This is a genomic window from Flectobacillus longus (assembly GCF_030056705.1).
Classification (GTDB): Bacteria; Bacteroidota; Bacteroidia; order Cytophagales; family Spirosomataceae; genus Flectobacillus; species Flectobacillus longus.
The window spans coordinates 64,454-80,373 of the sequence record NZ_JASHIC010000013.1 but is presented as its reverse complement, the minus strand read 5'-3'; the positions used below and the strand labels follow the sequence as shown (position 1 = coordinate 80,373).

The following is a 15,920-nucleotide window of genomic DNA, read 5'->3' as shown; positions in this document are numbered from 1 at the left end:
CAAATTAAAATGGAAATTTATAAGAAAGCTTTAGTCGGTATCGTAGATTAGTAGTGTACGAAATATTGTAGGAACAATCTATTTTGGATATCGGATGTTGGATTTCGGAAATGTAACCTATCTTTTTATTTATATTCTGAAAAAATTAAGGTATTTTACTCTTTCCGAAATCAGAAATCCCTAATCTGCAATAGTTGGAAATCCTTCGTACAGTACTAATATGGGATATTAGATTGCGGATTTAAGATTTTTTTCAAATCAATCCGAAATCAAACATCCCAAATCCGAAATAATTTTTATTCCCCTCTCTCGATTTCTACAACGCCACTTACCTGTTCTAGGGAGCTTACAAGTTTTTCTAAGTGAGCTGTGTTATTGACCATCAGAGCAATTTTTCCTTCAAAAATACCATCTTTTACGCCAATAGAAAGGTTTTGGATGTTTACTTGCAGGTCTTGAGAAATTACCCTAGTAACATCGTTCATCAAACCCATGCGGTCGGTTCCCTTAATAATCAAATGTGCCACAAAAGACATTTCTATCTTAGATGCCCAGACTGCTTTTAGTACACGGTCGCCATGTCTTGACAATAATTCAGGGGCATTAGGACAGCTGGTGCGGTGAATTTTGATACCCTCGTTGATGGTTACAAAACCAAATACATCGTCACCTGCGATTGGATTACAGCATTTTGCCAATGTGTAATCTATCTTATCCATATCTTCTCCAATCAACAAAGCATCGGCATCTTTGCGGTCGCCATGAAGTTTCTTGAGCTCTTTTACCAAGTTTTTGGTATTGGTTAATGGCTCCTGAATACTCTTAGCAGCTTGCTTACGCTCATGAGATTCTCGGTCAGACTTCCAGCGTTTTAGCTCATCGAGTTGGATATAGCCTTTTCCAAAACGATAGAACAAGTCATTGGCATCTTTGGCATTGAAATAGGCTCTTAGCTGATTGGTTACTTCTAAGGTGAGTACATTTACGCCAAGAATTTTCAAACGATGCTCCACCATATCACGTCCAACAATTACGTGCTGTTTGTTGGCTTCTTTGATATAGTCTTTAATACGTGACTTGGCCTTGGTAGTTACCACAAACCCCAACCAATCTTCGGATGGTTTTTGTTTTGCCGAAGTCATACATTCAATAATATCACCCGTTTTGAGTTTGTAACTCAATGGAACTAACTTATTGTTGACTTTCGCACCAATACAACGCGCCCCTACTTCTGTGTGGATTTCAAAGGCAAAGTCTAAAGCCGTAGCACCTTCTTTGAGAACGATAAGCTTTCCTTTTGGCGTATATACAAATACCTCTTCGTTGTACAAGCTACTACGAATATCATCGACCAATTCAACGGCTGATTGTTGGGCTTTATCGGAAGAATCGAGCGCTTCACGAATTTGAGACAACCATGACTCAAAAGCCTTATTGGTACGGGTGTCGTTACCTTTGTATTTCCAGTGTGCGGCAAAACCTTTTTCTGCAATCTCGTCCATACGGGTCGTACGGATTTGTACTTCGACCCAACGGCCTTTCTTGCCAGAACTCATTACTGTAGTATGTAATGATTCATAACCATTGGACTTAGGGTTTGAAATCCAGTCTTTCAAACGGTCGGGGTTAGGTTTGTAATGGTCTGTCACCATCGAATATACCGCCCAACAAGCCGCTTTTTCTTGTTCTTTTGGAACATCCAAAATAACCCGAACGGCAAACAAATCATATATTTCATCAAAAGGAACATTGCTCTTTTTGAGTTTATTATGAATTGAATAAATCGATTTTGGACGTCCTTTTATCACATGCTTGAAGCTCATATCCTGAAGCCCTTTATCGATAGGTCGAATAAAGTTTTGGATAAATTTCTCTCTAGATGCTTTGGTCTCTTTGAGCCTTTTGGCTATTTCTTTGTAAGCTTCAGGTTCTGTATATTTCAAGCAAAGGTCTTCTAGTTCAGACTTAATAGCGTGCAAACCCAAGCGGTGTGCTAGAGGCGCATACAGATAGAAAGTTTCTGAACTAATTTTCAGTTGTTTGTCTCTTGCCATACTTGTGAGCGTACGCATATTATGCAAACGGTCGGCAAGTTTGATAAGGATAACTCGAATGTCGTCAGAAAGCGTCAAAAGCATTTTTCTAAAATTCTCTGCTTGCTGAGAAGAACCATGCTCAAATACACCTGCAATTTTTGTTAAGCCGTCAATGATTTTGGCAACTTTGGAACCAAATTGTTCCGAAATTTCGTCGAGTGTTACTTCGGTATCTTCTACTACATCGTGCAACAAGGCACAAATAATCGATGTGGCTCCAAGCCCTATTTCATCCACACAAATTTGCGCTACAGCAATGGGGTGGTAGATATAAGGTTCTCCAGATTTACGACGCATGTGTTTATGCGCTTCGACCGACATCAAAAATGCTTGTTTGATTAACTTGGCATCATTATCACGAAGATAGGGTTTGGCACTTGCGAGTAATTTTCTGTACCGTTTAAGGATTTCCTTCTTTTCTAATTCTAAGTCTATCGCTACAGCTTCTACGGACATATTAACACAGTTGGGGGACTAAAGTGGAAAAGCGTTAACAGAAATTAGTTATTAACCATATAGAAATACACTATATGCAAAAGGTTGAAAATGAGTTTTTTATGGAAAAGAAAAACGACTCGTACAAACTTTTATATGATAGATACTCTTAAATCATCACTTCTATGAATAGTGGTCAGAATTGTGATTGTTTTTGGGTTAATAATTAAGGCATATTGACAGGAAAAAAGCGGAGGTGTCATGGCACTATGAAAAATATAGTCTATTAATCTTGAAAAATCTATTAAAATCAACAAACCGACCTCACATTTCGGGCCACTGTACTCTGCTCATCGAGCCGATTGCTTACACTAAATTAAGCGTTTTAGCTTCAAAAACAAACTAAAAATCATAATCTTCGAGATTTTATAAACGATTTTTATCAAAAACAAAGGCGTTTTAGAATCTCAGTTCTAAAACGCCTTTGTACTAAAAAATAGAGCTTATTATCTTAATGGAGGGCATTTTACTGCTGGCATAAGGTGATAAACTAGTTTGATTCGAGTCATTAAAAAGCTATCATTTATATTTCCTGTAGCATTGCGAGAATTACCTCGATACAGAACAGAAGCATCTGTTAAACTCAAAGGAGTGTTGGGGTCAGCGTATGCTGTTAAACCTGCATTGGCATACCATTGGCGAATTTCGGGTTCACGGTCACGACCTGTAGTAATAGCATATTTTTCTAATTCACGATGACCAAATGCCAAAGTATTTGGGTCTTGGACATCTTGAGGCAAAACATACGCCCCGCCCACGTCGTCGAGATAATCTGTTAGAGTGTATCTTAGACTAAATTCTATTCCAAAATCCCAATTTTTATTTACTTTGTAGTTTACCCCGAAACCAGCAGGGATACTAACCGAAATTAGTTTATAAGGGGAGTCGTAGCCTGGCAAGCCCTGCCCTTCAGTTCCAAGTGGTTGAAGACTAGTCCATTGTCCTGCTGGAATGCTGATGCCTTGAGGAGCTTTTGCCATAGGATTATGATGAAAAACCCCAACACCTGCAAATAAATAAGGCATAAGCTTGGTTCGTGAGCGATAGTTACGGTTTTGCTTGGCTAATTGATAAACGCCTACTACAGATAGTTCTTTGACATCGTTTCTGAAGTGAACATTTCGCATAAATAAATTTTCCATCCCAGCTATACCCTGAAATTTGTTGTCATCGCCAGCAATGCGTATCCATGATAAACCTACTCTAACACCCCAATGTGGAGACAAATAGCGTTCCCATTCGACACCCACATTCCATCTTATATCTTGTGTGAAGGAAGGAATTATACGGTAATAAGGTGCTAAGTCACCATAATAATGACTTGTTCCCAAGCCAAATGCTACAGAAGAATGTTTTTCGTAGAGTTTATTTTCTGTACTTCTGGATTTATTTTTACCAAAAGATAAAAATGATTGTCCATGTCCTAACTTTCCCAGCAAAAGTATCAATGAAAGTGTAAGAAGGTATATTTTATTCATATCTATGTAGTGTTTGCTCCCTTGACAAAACGCTTTTCTAAATACTTTTATGTTACTTAGAGTCAATATTTTTCAGGAAAATAAGGCACAAAATGTGATTTATAACAAGAATTTGATAAATATTTCTTTAAATATGTTCGGTCAAAACCTAATATAAAGTGCATTAGCAATAAGAAAAAAAACTGAATCAATTAAAGATTACAACTTCAATCAGATATGTTACAGCCTTTTACTATGAGAGTATTTAGAGATGGCGATGAAAATTCATTAGTCAAACACGCCAATAATCTCAATGTTGCCAAGTATTTGAGAAATATCTTTCCGAGCCCTTATACGCACGATGATGCCGTATGGTGGATTGATTTTAACAAGAGTCAAAAATCGCCCTATACTTCGTTGGCGATATGTGTCGATGATACTGTGGTGGGATGTATTGGTATTACTTTGGGTCAAGATATCTATGAGTGTCAAGCCGAAATAGGCTACTGGCTTGGTGAAGAATATTGGGGAAAAGGAATTATGTCAGAGGCTCTCAAACAGATGACAGCTTATACATTCGAGCATTTTCCACAAATACAACGCATTTTTGCAGGGGTATTTGATAGTAACAAAGCATCACAAAAAGTGCTAGAAAGAGGAGGATATCAATTGGAATCTATTCAACCTAAATCTATCATCAAACATGGCAAATGTTATGATGGATATTTGTATGTTGCTTTGAGAGGGGTATAAATGCAAGTGAGTGATTATTTTTGGAAATAATCACTCACTTGCTTCAAAATTTCCGTACAGTATCAAGAGGGTACTGAGCAATCAAGTAAAACTCATCACTCACAATTCATCACTCGTACTTCCTAATATTCTCCTTCAAATACTTTTACTGCTGGACCGATTAGGTAGACATTTTCGAAGCTATCTTCACCAGTTTTGGTAAATTCAATTCTCAAATCACCTCCCAGTACTTTCACGTCGATGGCATTTTCAAATCCTAAACGAAGATTTGCAGATAGAGCACAAGCCGTAACGCCTGTTCCGCAAGCATAGGTTTCGTCTTCGACACCACGCTCGTAAGTACGTACCGAAAGAGCATTTGGGCCTGTAACTTCGACAAAATTGACATTTGTACCGCCTTTACTCACAAAAGGTTCACCGTAACGAATACCTTTTCCGTGTGAATAAACATCATATTCCGCAAGGTTTTCCACATATTCGACATAGTGTGGAGAACCTGTGTTCATAAAGTCATATTTTTCGGTTTTATCAACACCTTTTACATCAATCATTTTCAATGAAATGGTAGCAGGACTGACAGATGCCTCGTGCTCACCATCGATGGCAATAAAGGTGGTTTGGTCGCCAATAACGCCCAAATCATGCGCAAATCTAACCAGACAGCGACCGCCATTGCCACACATAGAGCCTTCGGTACCATCAGAGTTGAAATAGACCATTCGGAAGTCATATTGCTCGTCACTCTGCAAAAGCATCAATCCGTCGGCACCGATACCAAAACGACGATGACACATTTGGGCAATTAATTCTTGAGAAACAGGAAAGCTTTTGTCGCGGTCATCAATCACCACAAAGTCATTTCCAGCGCCTTGATATTTATAGAATTTCATGAGAAATAGTTTTTTAGTTAACAATCTTTTAAGAGATAAGGGATCAGACGTTTAGTGTTCGGCTTTCAGCTTTGGACTTTCAGAAAAATATTTCTCATGAATTCATAGAAGCTTTTTGCCTAATGCCTATCAGTTTTAATCTTGTTATGAATGTGAATTTTTGATAATTAAAACTTTACGTTTTCAACTAGTACTGTACGAAGGAATTCTAACTATTGCAGGTTGGGGATTTTAGATTTCGGAAAAAAAATAAAACACCTTTATTTTTTTTAACATAGAAGCTTACACTTCCGAAATCCAACATCCGAAATAGATACTTCGTTCAATCCTAACTCACAATTCAACATTCACAACTACTTCTTAATCAGCGCTACACATTGCGCTGCAATTCCTTCGCCACGACCTACAAACCCAATATGCTCAGAAGTGGTAGCTTTGATAGAAAGATCTTCCTCGTCAATCTTCATTACCTCAGCTAACACTCGTTTCATTTCTGGAATATGAGGATTTAACTTTGGTACTTGTAAAATAATCGTCACATCTATATTGTTGACTTCCCAGCCTGCTTCACGAATCATTTCCATCACTCGTGCCAATAAGATTTTGGAATCAACGCCTTTCCATTGTGGGTCCTTATCCGAAAAATGATACCCGATATTACGCATATTGGCAGCACCTAGTAGTGCATCACAAATCACATGGCAGGCAATGTCTGCATCCGAGTGCCCGACTGCTCCGTGTGTATGAGGCACTTTGATACCTCCCAACCAAAAATCACGACCTTCTTCAAGGCGGTGAACATCATATCCTTGTCCTACTCTGATTTTCATGTTTTAATATTTAAGAAAAAGGTAACGAGGGATTTATTAGCGTCTCTCATTACCTAAATGTAATATCTTATGCTTCTGAGCGATAGTATAATGTTGAGCAATTTTCGGGTCTTAAAACATCCTTGATTGATGTCGACAATTGTTCGGCGTTAACAGATTGAATTTTTTCAGTTTCTTGATTAACCGACTCAGGATCGCCAGCATTGGCTGCTACGGCTAAGTTCATAGCACGATTCAAAAGCTCAACCTCTGAGAACACCAACGTCGACTCAGCCTGATTTTTTACTTTTGTCAATTCATCTTCATCAACTGGTTGAGATAAAAATTCGTTCAGAACTTCTTGAATAGCCGCATCACCTTCTTCGATGCTTACACCGTTATTAAGATTACCTTGAATGACAAGTAGCCCAGGGTCGAGCGATGCCGTAACGTAGGCATTCACAGAGTTGAAAAGTGGGTTTTCTTTCACCAGTTTATTGTATAATCTCGATGATTTACTACGTCCCAAAATATCACTTGCCAAATCTATCGCATTAAAATTATCGGCATATCTAGCTGGAGTATGGAATACTTTGTAAACAGCATCTAGGGGTACTTTGGCATTAGTTTCTAAGAAACGAGCAACCATTTGACGAGGCTCTTGAGGTAAGTTTCTTGGTGTTACATTTCCTGCTGGAATAGGCTCAAACCATTTTTTAGATAATTGCTTTACCTGCTCCAAGGTCACATTCCCTGCCACTACCATTACGGCATTGTTGGGTAAATAATGCTTGTAAAAAAACTCACGCACATCGTCCATAGTCGCATTTTCGATATGCGAAATCTCTTTCCCAATCGTAGCCCAGCGGTATGAGTGAGTTGTGTACGCCAAAGGACGAAGTTTGAGCCAAACATCTCCATAAGGCTGATTCAAATAGCGTTGTTTGAACTCTTCGATAACTACTTTTTGTTGCACTTCCAACACTTTGGGATCAAACGAAAGCGACAGCATACGGTCAGATTCGAGCCAAAAAGCTGTTTCAAGGTTCACAGAAGGAAGTGTGATATAATAATTGGTAATATCTGGCGAGGTAAAAGCGTTATTTTCACCACCAACACGTTGCAGGGGTGTATCATAACTCGCAATGTTTTTGGAGCCACCAAACATCAAATGTTCAAATAAGTGAGCAAAGCCAGTTTTGTTTTCGTCTTCATCGCGTGAGCCAACATTATACAAAATATTTACTGCTGCAATGGGAGTAGAATGATCTTCATGAACGTAAACTTTAAGTCCGTTGTTCAGTATAAAATGTGAATAGCTTATCATATATGCCGTGTATGAATATAACCCAAGTCTTGTGGTTCTTTTGGTAGTTTTATGAACAAGGGTTTGGTCGAAAATAGAGACAAAACAATCTTTTACGACTCAAAGCAGGATACCTTGAGTTATTGAATAGTAAACACAAATGTACATAAATCGGTTTGATTTGTATTAAAAGACTTTACCACATATATTGCTTAGTATATTATCGTAGTACAGATTGATTATTTGCATCAATTCGCAATCAAAAACTTATGAAAAAAATTATCACATTGCTTTTACTCTTAAGCATCTCTTTCAACATCTCAAAAGCTCAGATTTTAAACGATACTAATGTTCGTCACCAAATTCAGCTAGGCTTAGAAAAAATGTATTCTTACGATTTTAAGGAATCTACAGAGATTTTTCAGAAAATTAGAACACGGTATCCCAGTCATCCTGTTTCGTACACCTTAATGGCTCTACAAACTGAACTACAGTATTTTCCTTTGAAGGATTATCCTGCTCAGCAAAAAGTGTATCTAAACTATCTTATTCAAAGTAGAAATTTGGCTGAAGCCATGCTCGACAAGGAAGAAGATGATATAGAAGCCAACTTTTTCGAACTAGCAACACTTGGATATATAGCTGCCTATGATGCCGATAATCAGGAATTTATGAAGGCTGTTGGAGTCGCCAAAAAAGCCTATAGTTATTTAAAAAAAGGCTTGGAATGGACCGAGAAACAACCTGAATTTTTGTTCTCTTCGGGTATCTACAATTATTATCGTGTTGAATATCCAGAAACACACGCCTTGATAAAACCATTTATGTTCTTTTTTGCAGATGGGAATAAAAAGCTAGGACTACAACAATTAGACTTGGCTACTCGCAAAACCATTTTTGTCAAAAATGAAGCCACTTTTTATGCAGGCTATGTATATATGAAATACGAAGGAACTCCAACTAAGGCTTTGCATTATAATACGATGTTGATAGAAAAGTTTCCTGACAACTTGTTATACCAAATGCAACGAGCCGAAATCTTAACAGCCCTCAATAAGTTTGAGGAGGCCGATGATTATGTTGCTAAGCTTCAAAAACAAAAAGGTATTATGTTTCAATGTGCAGCCTCAATTTTTAAGGGAATCCAGTTAGAGCGACAACACAAAGACGACCAAGCAGAAGCTTATTTGATAAAAGGTGTTAAAATGCCTTACGATGAACGATTTACTAAAGACTATCATGCGCTAGCCTATTTGAGTTTGGCTAAAATAGAACGTCGAAAAGGAAATCAAGATAAAGCTAAAGAATATGTGAAAAAGTGTTTGAAAATAGCAGAGTATAAGTCAACTACTGCCGAGGCAAAAGTATTTTTGAAGTAAAAGAATTAATTCCGATTTAAATACTATTTGCACAAATATCAAAGCTCTCAGTTCTGCTGGGAGCTTTTTGCTTTTAAAACAGCAAAATTTAGTAGCTTTGCAAATTGTTTCGAAAAGCAGTAGTACAACGTTTCTGACTTTGATAAACATCTAATCACCAACATAGACAAAGCGATTTTATACTTGTTGAGAGAAAGGTATATTTTGAGAAAAAACCTATCCGATAAGTCTTGAAACCAATCATGATGACTGAAAGAGAAGCTGGTATAGAAAGACTATACCCCTCGTTATTTGGGCGAATGGCCGCTCGTTATTACTACTTGCGTAAGTTACGCGCACAAATCGAGGAGGTTGTACAATTGTTTTTGGCCAAAAGTCCTCAAAAACTTACCCTTGCAGATTATGGCTGTGGCAACAAGCCCTATGAACCAATTGTAGCTCCTTTTGTAGCCCAATATTTGGGTATCGACCTCGAGCTAAATCCGATTGCAGATATTCATATTGCACCAACAGGCGCTATCCAGCTCGATGCCGAAAAGCTTGATGTTGTGCTTTCGACCCAAGTACTTGAACACGTCGTAGACCCTAAGCAGTATTTACAAGAAGCTCATCGTGTTTTGAAAAATGACGGACTATTAATTTTGAGCACACATGGTTACTGGATGTTTCATCCAGACCCAACAGATTTTTGGCGTTGGACGTCAACTGGCTTGCGCAAAATTGTAGAAGATGAAGGCTTTGAAGTAGTTTATTTTAAAGGCATTATTGGTCGTGCGGCGATGGGATTACAATTGTTTCAGGATGGATTGTTGTTTAAGCTCCCCAAGTTTCTTCGTCCACTTTTAGCCATCATTATGCAACCACAGATTATCTTTTTTGATAAAATTACAGCACAAGATACCATCGATAAAGATGCTTGTACGTATGTGTTGGTAGCGAAGAAAAAGACTATAAAATAATGAATATCTGTATTTTACGCTCGAATAAATTTTCCTATTCTGAAACTTTTATAGATAATCAGATTGTGCAATTACAACCCAAAGTACTTTTGTACGAAGGTTGGTATCCCTCAATTTTACCTAATGGAAAATCATTTTTGCCTTTTCCACTTAGTATATTATTAGTAAGAGGTGGATTACGTAATATTTTGCCGAATGTGTATCGCAAATTGTATCACTTTTTTTTAGCTAAGTATTTAAAAAAGCAAGAAATAACAGTTGTCCTCGCCAATTATGGTCCGATGGGAGCATCAGTCTATGAGGCTTGTCAGCGAGCCAATATTCCATTGGTTGTTCATTTCCATGGTTTTGATGGTTATCATTTTGATACACTCAATAAATATGCTTCTGAGTATAAGAAGATGTTTGAGTATACTACGAAAATCATTGTAGTATCAAATGATATGAATGAGCAATTATTAAAGTTAGGAGCTAAACCAGAACAAATTGTATTGAACCCTTATGGCGTATCTTTGGATAATTTTTGGGGAGCACAACCAGCAAAAGCGCCTATTCGCTTTGTATATGTAGGACGATTTACGGCAAAAAAATCGCCAGAAAATTTACTTAAAGCGTTTGATTTGGTACAACAACAGATACCCGAAGCTAGGCTTATCACCGTTGGAGATGGCGAATTATTTGAACAAGCTCAAACCTTAGCTAAAGAGCTTGGAATAGCGGATAAAGTAGAGTTTAAAGGTAAAAAAACACCTACTGAAATAGCTGAAATTTTACGAACTGCTAGATGTTTTGTTCAACATTCGGTAAGAGCTACCAACGGAGATTCGGAAGGAACGCCTAATACAGTCTTAGAGGCATCTGCAACTGGACTTCCAATTGTCAGTACTACCCACGCTGGCATTCGAGATGCTGTAGTGCATGGAGAGACAGGTTTTTTAGTTGAGGAAGGGGACTGGAAAAATATGGCATTCTATATGATTCGCTTAGCGCAGAATCCTGACTTAGCAGAGCAAATGGGTAAAGCTGCACGAAAGTATATTGAAAAAAATTATGGGATGCAAGAACGAGCAGACTCTCTGAAGATGATTTTGAAGCAGGTAATTCTGTAAATGTAACAACAATAATCTGTATAAATAATTAATTAATGTAGCCTACCACTAGGCACAACCCATTTCCGTTTACTCCAATAAATTTATGATTAGCAAATTATTAAAACCGTTTGGCTATAAGATTGCCAAAGTGCAAAAAGAGGAAGATTTTATCAACGATCCAACATTTTTGAAAATCTTAAAGGCGTGTCGTCCTTACACGATGACTAGCATCGAGCGTATGTACGCACTATATAGTGCTGTTACATATATAGTCAAAAATAATATTGCAGGGAGTTTTGTGGAATGTGGTGTTTGGAGAGGCGGAAGCTCAATGATGATTGCCCTAACTTTAAAAGAACTAGGCGTCACTAATCGTAAGCTTTACTTGTATGATACCTACGAAGGAATGTCTGAGCCAACAGCTGATGACGTAGATTTTCGTGGTGGACAAGCCAAGGAGTTGATGGATCAAAATGTCGAAAATAAAGAAAATTCTGTGTGGTGCTTGGCGGATCTTAATGATGTGCAAACTAATATGCGATCAACGGGATATCCTCAAGATTTGGTGCATTTTGTAAAAGGAAAAGTAGAAGATACTATCCCTGCTACGATGCCTGATGCACCGATTGCTTTATTGCGTTTGGATACCGACTGGTACGAGTCAACGGCTCATGAGTTGAAATATTTATATCCTTTATTAATTCAAAAGGGAGTTTTAGTCATTGATGATTATGGTCACTGGGAGGGATGTAAGCGTGCAGTTGATGAGTATTTCAACGGTTCATTGTTGTTAAACCGTATCGATTACACAGGTCGTATTGCAATAAAAAGTTAATAGCTAAAGAAATACAATTAGGAAGTTTTAATTCCAATTTGGTCGTTTTGTAAAGAAGTTTAAGAGCGGTAAAAGTGATTAAATATATTGATAACTAGTATTTTATGGATAAATGTTTAATCGCTCAATCACCAACTCGCTAAATCACTCAATAAATTATGGGCATTATTATTCGTCAAGGATTAAAAAGTTCAATCGTTACTTATGTAGGAACGGCAGTGGGGGTATTGAACGTCCTTGTTATTTACAATAAATTTTTGACGCAAGAGCAGTTTGGTCTGTATGCTTCGGCTATGGTCAGCTTTACAACCGTTTTTGCTTCATTTGCCCAAATTGGGGTGCCGCATATTGCTACACGTTATTTCAATCGTTTTGCTGATGATGAAAAACGACATAATGGCTTTTTAGGTTTTTTATTGGTAACTCCATTGGTTGGCTTAGGAATCTTCGCAATTTTATATCTTTCTCTACAATCGGTTTTTAATGGAATTTACGAAAGTAAGTCGCCACTTCTGAGTCAGTATTATTATTATATGTTGCCGCTGACTTTTTGTATTGCTTATATTTCTGTATTGGAAGCTTATGCAAAAGTGCATTTGCGTATAGTAGTACCTGCCATTATTCGGGAGTTAGGGCTTCGTCTATCTAATGGATTATTAGTGATTCTTTTTGGTTTAGGATATATATCTTTCGAACAATTAATTGGTATTACTGTAGTGACCTATATACTAGGTATTATTGCCTTGTTTGCTTATATCAAAATACTAGGAAAGCTCTACTTGACCATTGATTGGAACATCTATAGAAGTCCTTTATTCAAGGAAATGTACCAATATGGCTTATGGGTATTGTTGGCAGGAGCTAGTTTCACGCTGATTCAACATGTTGAAAAAATCATGTTGCCTGCCTACGACGGAGGGTTAAATACTACGGCTATTTTTGATATTGCATCTAGAATAGCCCTTGTGATTGCCATTCCACGAAATGCCATTGCCTCTATCAGTTTGCCACTATTGGCAGAGTCTTGGCAGAAAAATGATATGGCACATATTGAAGAAATTTACCGAAAATCTTCACTAGTTTTATTCATTGTAGGAGGTTTTTTATTTCTTGGAATTTGGTGTAACGTAGACGAAATTTTCCAACTTTTACCCAAAGCAGATATTTATTCGCAAGGTCGTTGGGTGGTGTTTTTCTTTGGTATGAGCAAGGTGATTGATATGGCTACTGGGCTCAACTCGGAGATATTAATCAATTCGAAATATTACCGTTATGATTTAGCTTTTTACGTGTTGTTGGCAGTGTTGATTATCGTAACAAATTTGATTTTAATACCCATTTATAGCTTCAATGGCGCAGCACTGGCAGCGCTAACTTCGGTAGTGGTTTATAATGCCACCAAGTATTTCTTTATTCTTTTTAAACTCAAACTTCAACCATTTACTACAGCTACGGTAAAAGTTCTGGGGTTGTTTATTTTGACCTATTTGTTGGCAACACTTATTCCTTCATTAGGGTCTGGATTTATGGGAATAATGATGACAGTAGCAGTACGCTCCTTATTGATTTGTGCTGTATTTGGAGGAGGCGTATTGTATTTCAAAATATCCGAAGATGCCAACAAAACGGTGATGGGTATTTTACGTAAACTAAAATTGATCAAATAGCAAAAGCTAACAACATGAAGATATTATTCACATTTGGTGGATTGCCCCATTATTATAATTTAGTGCTTAATCGTCTGAACCAAGTAGAAGGGCAGGAGATTGTGGTAATTGCGCCTAAAAGCCAAGGAAAAAGTGTAGGTGCAGGTGTGCATCAAACTTTGGATGGCGTTAAGTTTAAGGTACACTTTTTGGAAGAATATAAAACGGCTTGGGGAAAGCCATTTTTCAAGAATTTTTTGGAAACGGTTGAGGCAGAAAAACCAGATGTAATTGTTACGATTTGGCCTTATATTTTGACTTTTGTTTACAATCCCTTGCTGCTTTGGAAAATCCGTAGCATGGGTATTAAATTGATATTAAAAGAGATTCCTTTTAATATCCCAAAATTCCAAGAAGCGCTTGATTACTATGCCAAAGGGGGTGCGGTAACAGAAACCCTAAAAACAGAATTGAAACCTTCGAGTTTGGCATTTAAACTTAAGTATAGTTTACTGAAATATACCTATAAAAGAGCCTTCAATATGGTAGATGCCCACGTGGATTATACCGAGGAGGCAATAGATGTTTTTGGAAGTTATGGCGTGCCAAAGGAGAAGATTTTTGTAATTTATAACTCTCCTGATACGGATATTATCTTCAACGAAAGAGCGAAAATCGAAGGAGTAAATACCGTTTTACCAGATAATCCTCTAAGACTTTTACACGTCGGACGTTTGGTAAAATGGAAGCGTGTAGATTTGTTAATGGATGTTTTTGCCAAATTGCTCAAAAAGTTTCCTATAGCAAAATTAGCCATCGTAGGTACTGGTCCTGAACTAGATAATCTCAAACAACAGGCAAAAGATTTAGGGATTGAAGAGCATGTAGAATTTGCTGGTGCAGTGTATGAAATGACGCAGTTGGGGCAATATTTCAATGCTTCATTAGTCTATGTGTTGGCAGGTATGGGCGGTTTGTCTATCAACGATGCGATGTGTTTTGATAAACCAATCATTTGCTCAGTAGCAGATGGTACCGAGAAAAAGCTTGTTCGTGATGGATATAACGGGTATATCTTCAAAAATGGTGATGCCGAAGATTTATACCAAAAGCTTGAAAGTATGATGAGTAATCCAGAAAAAACCAAAGAAATGGGATTACGCTCTGGTGACATTGTCAAAAATGAGGTGAATATCCACGTAGTGATTAAAAACTATTGTGAGGCGTTTAAGTACGTCATGAAAAAGTAAGTTTTGATTTGAAAAAGAGGTTTCTATAACTCCATAATCACGCATTCCAAGCTATGTTATTTGCCTTAAAATATTTCTTAAAATACCCTTTCCATCATATTCGTACCCCAGAAGCACGCGAATTGTTGGGCTTAATGGCCAAATTTGGTACAGTACCTCGTTATCAACCTCGAACTGTTTCGTTTCAAGGAGTTACGTTTTTAGTTCCTGACTGTATGTCGTTTTTGTTCCAGCATGAAGAGATTTTTGTAGGACAAAGTTACAGATTCCAAAGTAAGTCAGATAGTCCTGTTATTTTGGATTGTGGAGCTAATATAGGTACAAGCTGTTTGTTCTTTAAAAAATTGTACCCAAAAGCTAAAATTACTGCTTTTGAGGCCGATCCACAAATTGCCAAAATACTAAGTAATAATTTGAGCGTGAATGGAATTCAAGGGGTAGAAATTGTTGACAAAGCCGTGTGGGTTCATGACCAAGGAATCGAGTTTGTGACCGAGGGTTCGGACGGTGCTTCGATTTATGGTGAAGGCGAAAAACAGCGTATTGAGTCTGTCCGTTTGAAGGGATACTTGCAAAAACATACAAGTATTCAAATGTTGAAAATGGATATTGAGGGTGCCGAAGTAGAGGTTTTTCAAGATTGTGCTGATAATATTGGGCATATCGACCATATCTTTATTGAATATCATTCGTTTCCAAACCGCCCTCAAGATTTAGATGTACTGCTTTCTATTTTGACAAAAAATGGTTTTAGATACTTTATCCGTGATGCTCAAGATAGACCTGTACCGTTTATTAATCACGTCTACAAAGCCAATCCTTCTATGGATTTACAATTGAATATTTTTGCGGTGAAAAAATAAATCTTCTGAAGAGGAATAAAGTAATTAAGTGATAGCGTAATTTTTCCAGCTTTGGCAGAAAAAATACGCTATCATTTGTTTTTTAAGACGC

Annotated in this window: 13 protein-coding genes; 8 read left to right on the top strand and 5 right to left on the bottom strand. The window is 37.4% G+C overall.

Annotated elements, in window-relative coordinates; all coding sequences use genetic code 11:
• Positions 1–296: 296 nt before the first annotated feature.
• Both QM491_RS10935 and QM491_RS10930 read right to left on the bottom strand, forming a co-directional pair.
• Positions 297–2,552 carry a RelA/SpoT family protein gene (locus QM491_RS10935; protein ID WP_283327533.1) on the bottom strand — a complete coding sequence of 752 codons (2,256 nt, stop codon included), beginning with the start codon at positions 2,550–2,552 and terminating at the stop codon, positions 297–299.
• 485 nt (positions 2,553–3,037) lie between these two features.
• Positions 3,038–4,069 (bottom strand): outer membrane beta-barrel protein, encoded by a 1,032-nt coding sequence (locus tag QM491_RS10930; protein WP_283327532.1) that lies wholly within the window; start codon positions 4,067–4,069, stop codon positions 3,038–3,040.
• A gap of 216 nt (positions 4,070–4,285) precedes the next feature.
• On the opposite strand from QM491_RS10930, the gene QM491_RS10925 reads away from it, so the two are divergent.
• Positions 4,286–4,801 carry a GNAT family N-acetyltransferase gene (locus QM491_RS10925; protein ID WP_283327531.1) on the top strand — a complete coding sequence of 172 codons (516 nt, stop codon included), beginning with the start codon at positions 4,286–4,288 and terminating at the stop codon, positions 4,799–4,801.
• A gap of 122 nt (positions 4,802–4,923) precedes the next feature.
• Here QM491_RS10925 and dapF read toward each other — a convergent pair whose 3' ends face one another.
• The 3 genes from dapF to QM491_RS10910 form a co-directional block, all read right to left on the bottom strand.
• Positions 4,924–5,691, bottom strand: a complete 768-nt coding sequence (gene dapF / locus QM491_RS10920) for a diaminopimelate epimerase (protein ID WP_283327530.1) — start codon at positions 5,689–5,691, stop codon at positions 4,924–4,926.
• A gap of 353 nt (positions 5,692–6,044) precedes the next feature.
• On the bottom strand, positions 6,045–6,521 hold the full coding sequence (ispF, locus tag QM491_RS10915; RefSeq protein WP_166550271.1) for a 2-C-methyl-D-erythritol 2,4-cyclodiphosphate synthase: 477 nt from the start codon (positions 6,519–6,521) through the stop codon (positions 6,045–6,047).
• Between the two features lie 67 nt (positions 6,522–6,588).
• Entirely contained in the window at positions 6,589–7,827 is a 1,239-nt protein-coding gene (locus QM491_RS10910) for a M16 family metallopeptidase (protein WP_283327529.1), read from the bottom strand.
• Between the two features lie 248 nt (positions 7,828–8,075).
• Here QM491_RS10910 and QM491_RS10905 point away from each other — a divergent pair, with 248 nt between their 5' ends.
• From QM491_RS10905 to QM491_RS10875, 7 genes are all read left to right on the top strand, one after another.
• Positions 8,076–9,185 (top strand): tetratricopeptide repeat protein, encoded by a 1,110-nt coding sequence (locus tag QM491_RS10905; RefSeq protein WP_283327528.1) that lies wholly within the window; start codon positions 8,076–8,078, stop codon positions 9,183–9,185.
• 242 nt (positions 9,186–9,427) lie between these two features.
• Positions 9,428–10,144 carry a class I SAM-dependent methyltransferase gene (locus QM491_RS10900; RefSeq protein WP_283327527.1) on the top strand — a complete coding sequence of 239 codons (717 nt, stop codon included), beginning with the start codon at positions 9,428–9,430 and terminating at the stop codon, positions 10,142–10,144.
• Positions 10,144–11,253, top strand: a complete 1,110-nt coding sequence (locus QM491_RS10895; RefSeq protein WP_283327526.1) for a glycosyltransferase family 4 protein — start codon at positions 10,144–10,146, stop codon at positions 11,251–11,253. Before QM491_RS10900 ends, QM491_RS10895 begins: the two co-directional genes overlap by 1 nt.
• A gap of 85 nt (positions 11,254–11,338) precedes the next feature.
• Positions 11,339–12,070, top strand: coding sequence for a TylF/MycF/NovP-related O-methyltransferase (locus tag QM491_RS10890; protein ID WP_283327525.1), 732 nt, complete (start codon positions 11,339–11,341; stop codon positions 12,068–12,070).
• Positions 12,071–12,228: 158 nt separating this feature from the next.
• Positions 12,229–13,737, top strand: coding sequence for a lipopolysaccharide biosynthesis protein (locus QM491_RS10885; RefSeq protein WP_283327524.1), 1,509 nt, complete (start codon positions 12,229–12,231; stop codon positions 13,735–13,737).
• Positions 13,738–13,751: 14 nt separating this feature from the next.
• Positions 13,752–14,966 carry a glycosyltransferase family 4 protein gene (locus tag QM491_RS10880; protein WP_283327523.1) on the top strand — a complete coding sequence of 405 codons (1,215 nt, stop codon included), beginning with the start codon at positions 13,752–13,754 and terminating at the stop codon, positions 14,964–14,966.
• Positions 14,967–15,019: 53 nt separating this feature from the next.
• Complete coding sequence (locus QM491_RS10875; RefSeq protein WP_283327522.1) at positions 15,020–15,829, top strand: FkbM family methyltransferase; 810 nt, start codon at positions 15,020–15,022, stop codon at positions 15,827–15,829.
• Positions 15,830–15,920 lie beyond the last annotated feature (91 nt).

Bases quoted from the DNA above. Each gene is read 5' to 3' on its own strand.
- QM491_RS10935 (WP_283327533.1), bottom strand. From the start codon at position 2,552: ATGTCCGTAGAAGCTGTAGCGATAGACTTAGAATTAGAAAAGAAGGAA.
- QM491_RS10930 (WP_283327532.1), bottom strand. From the start codon at position 4,069: ATGAATAAAATATACCTTCTTACACTTTCATTGATACTTTTGCTGGGA.
- QM491_RS10925 (WP_283327531.1), top strand. From the start codon at position 4,286: ATGTTACAGCCTTTTACTATGAGAGTATTTAGAGATGGCGATGAAAAT.
- dapF (WP_283327530.1), bottom strand. From the start codon at position 5,691: ATGAAATTCTATAAATATCAAGGCGCTGGAAATGACTTTGTGGTGATT.
- ispF (WP_166550271.1), bottom strand. From the start codon at position 6,521: ATGAAAATCAGAGTAGGACAAGGATATGATGTTCACCGCCTTGAAGAA.
- QM491_RS10910 (WP_283327529.1), bottom strand. From the start codon at position 7,827: ATGATAAGCTATTCACATTTTATACTGAACAACGGACTTAAAGTTTAC.
- QM491_RS10905 (WP_283327528.1), top strand. From the start codon at position 8,076: ATGAAAAAAATTATCACATTGCTTTTACTCTTAAGCATCTCTTTCAAC.
- QM491_RS10900 (WP_283327527.1), top strand. From the start codon at position 9,428: ATGATGACTGAAAGAGAAGCTGGTATAGAAAGACTATACCCCTCGTTA.
- QM491_RS10895 (WP_283327526.1), top strand. From the start codon at position 10,144: ATGAATATCTGTATTTTACGCTCGAATAAATTTTCCTATTCTGAAACT.
- QM491_RS10890 (WP_283327525.1), top strand. From the start codon at position 11,339: ATGATTAGCAAATTATTAAAACCGTTTGGCTATAAGATTGCCAAAGTG.
- QM491_RS10885 (WP_283327524.1), top strand. From the start codon at position 12,229: ATGGGCATTATTATTCGTCAAGGATTAAAAAGTTCAATCGTTACTTAT.
- QM491_RS10880 (WP_283327523.1), top strand. From the start codon at position 13,752: ATGAAGATATTATTCACATTTGGTGGATTGCCCCATTATTATAATTTA.
- QM491_RS10875 (WP_283327522.1), top strand. From the start codon at position 15,020: ATGTTATTTGCCTTAAAATATTTCTTAAAATACCCTTTCCATCATATT.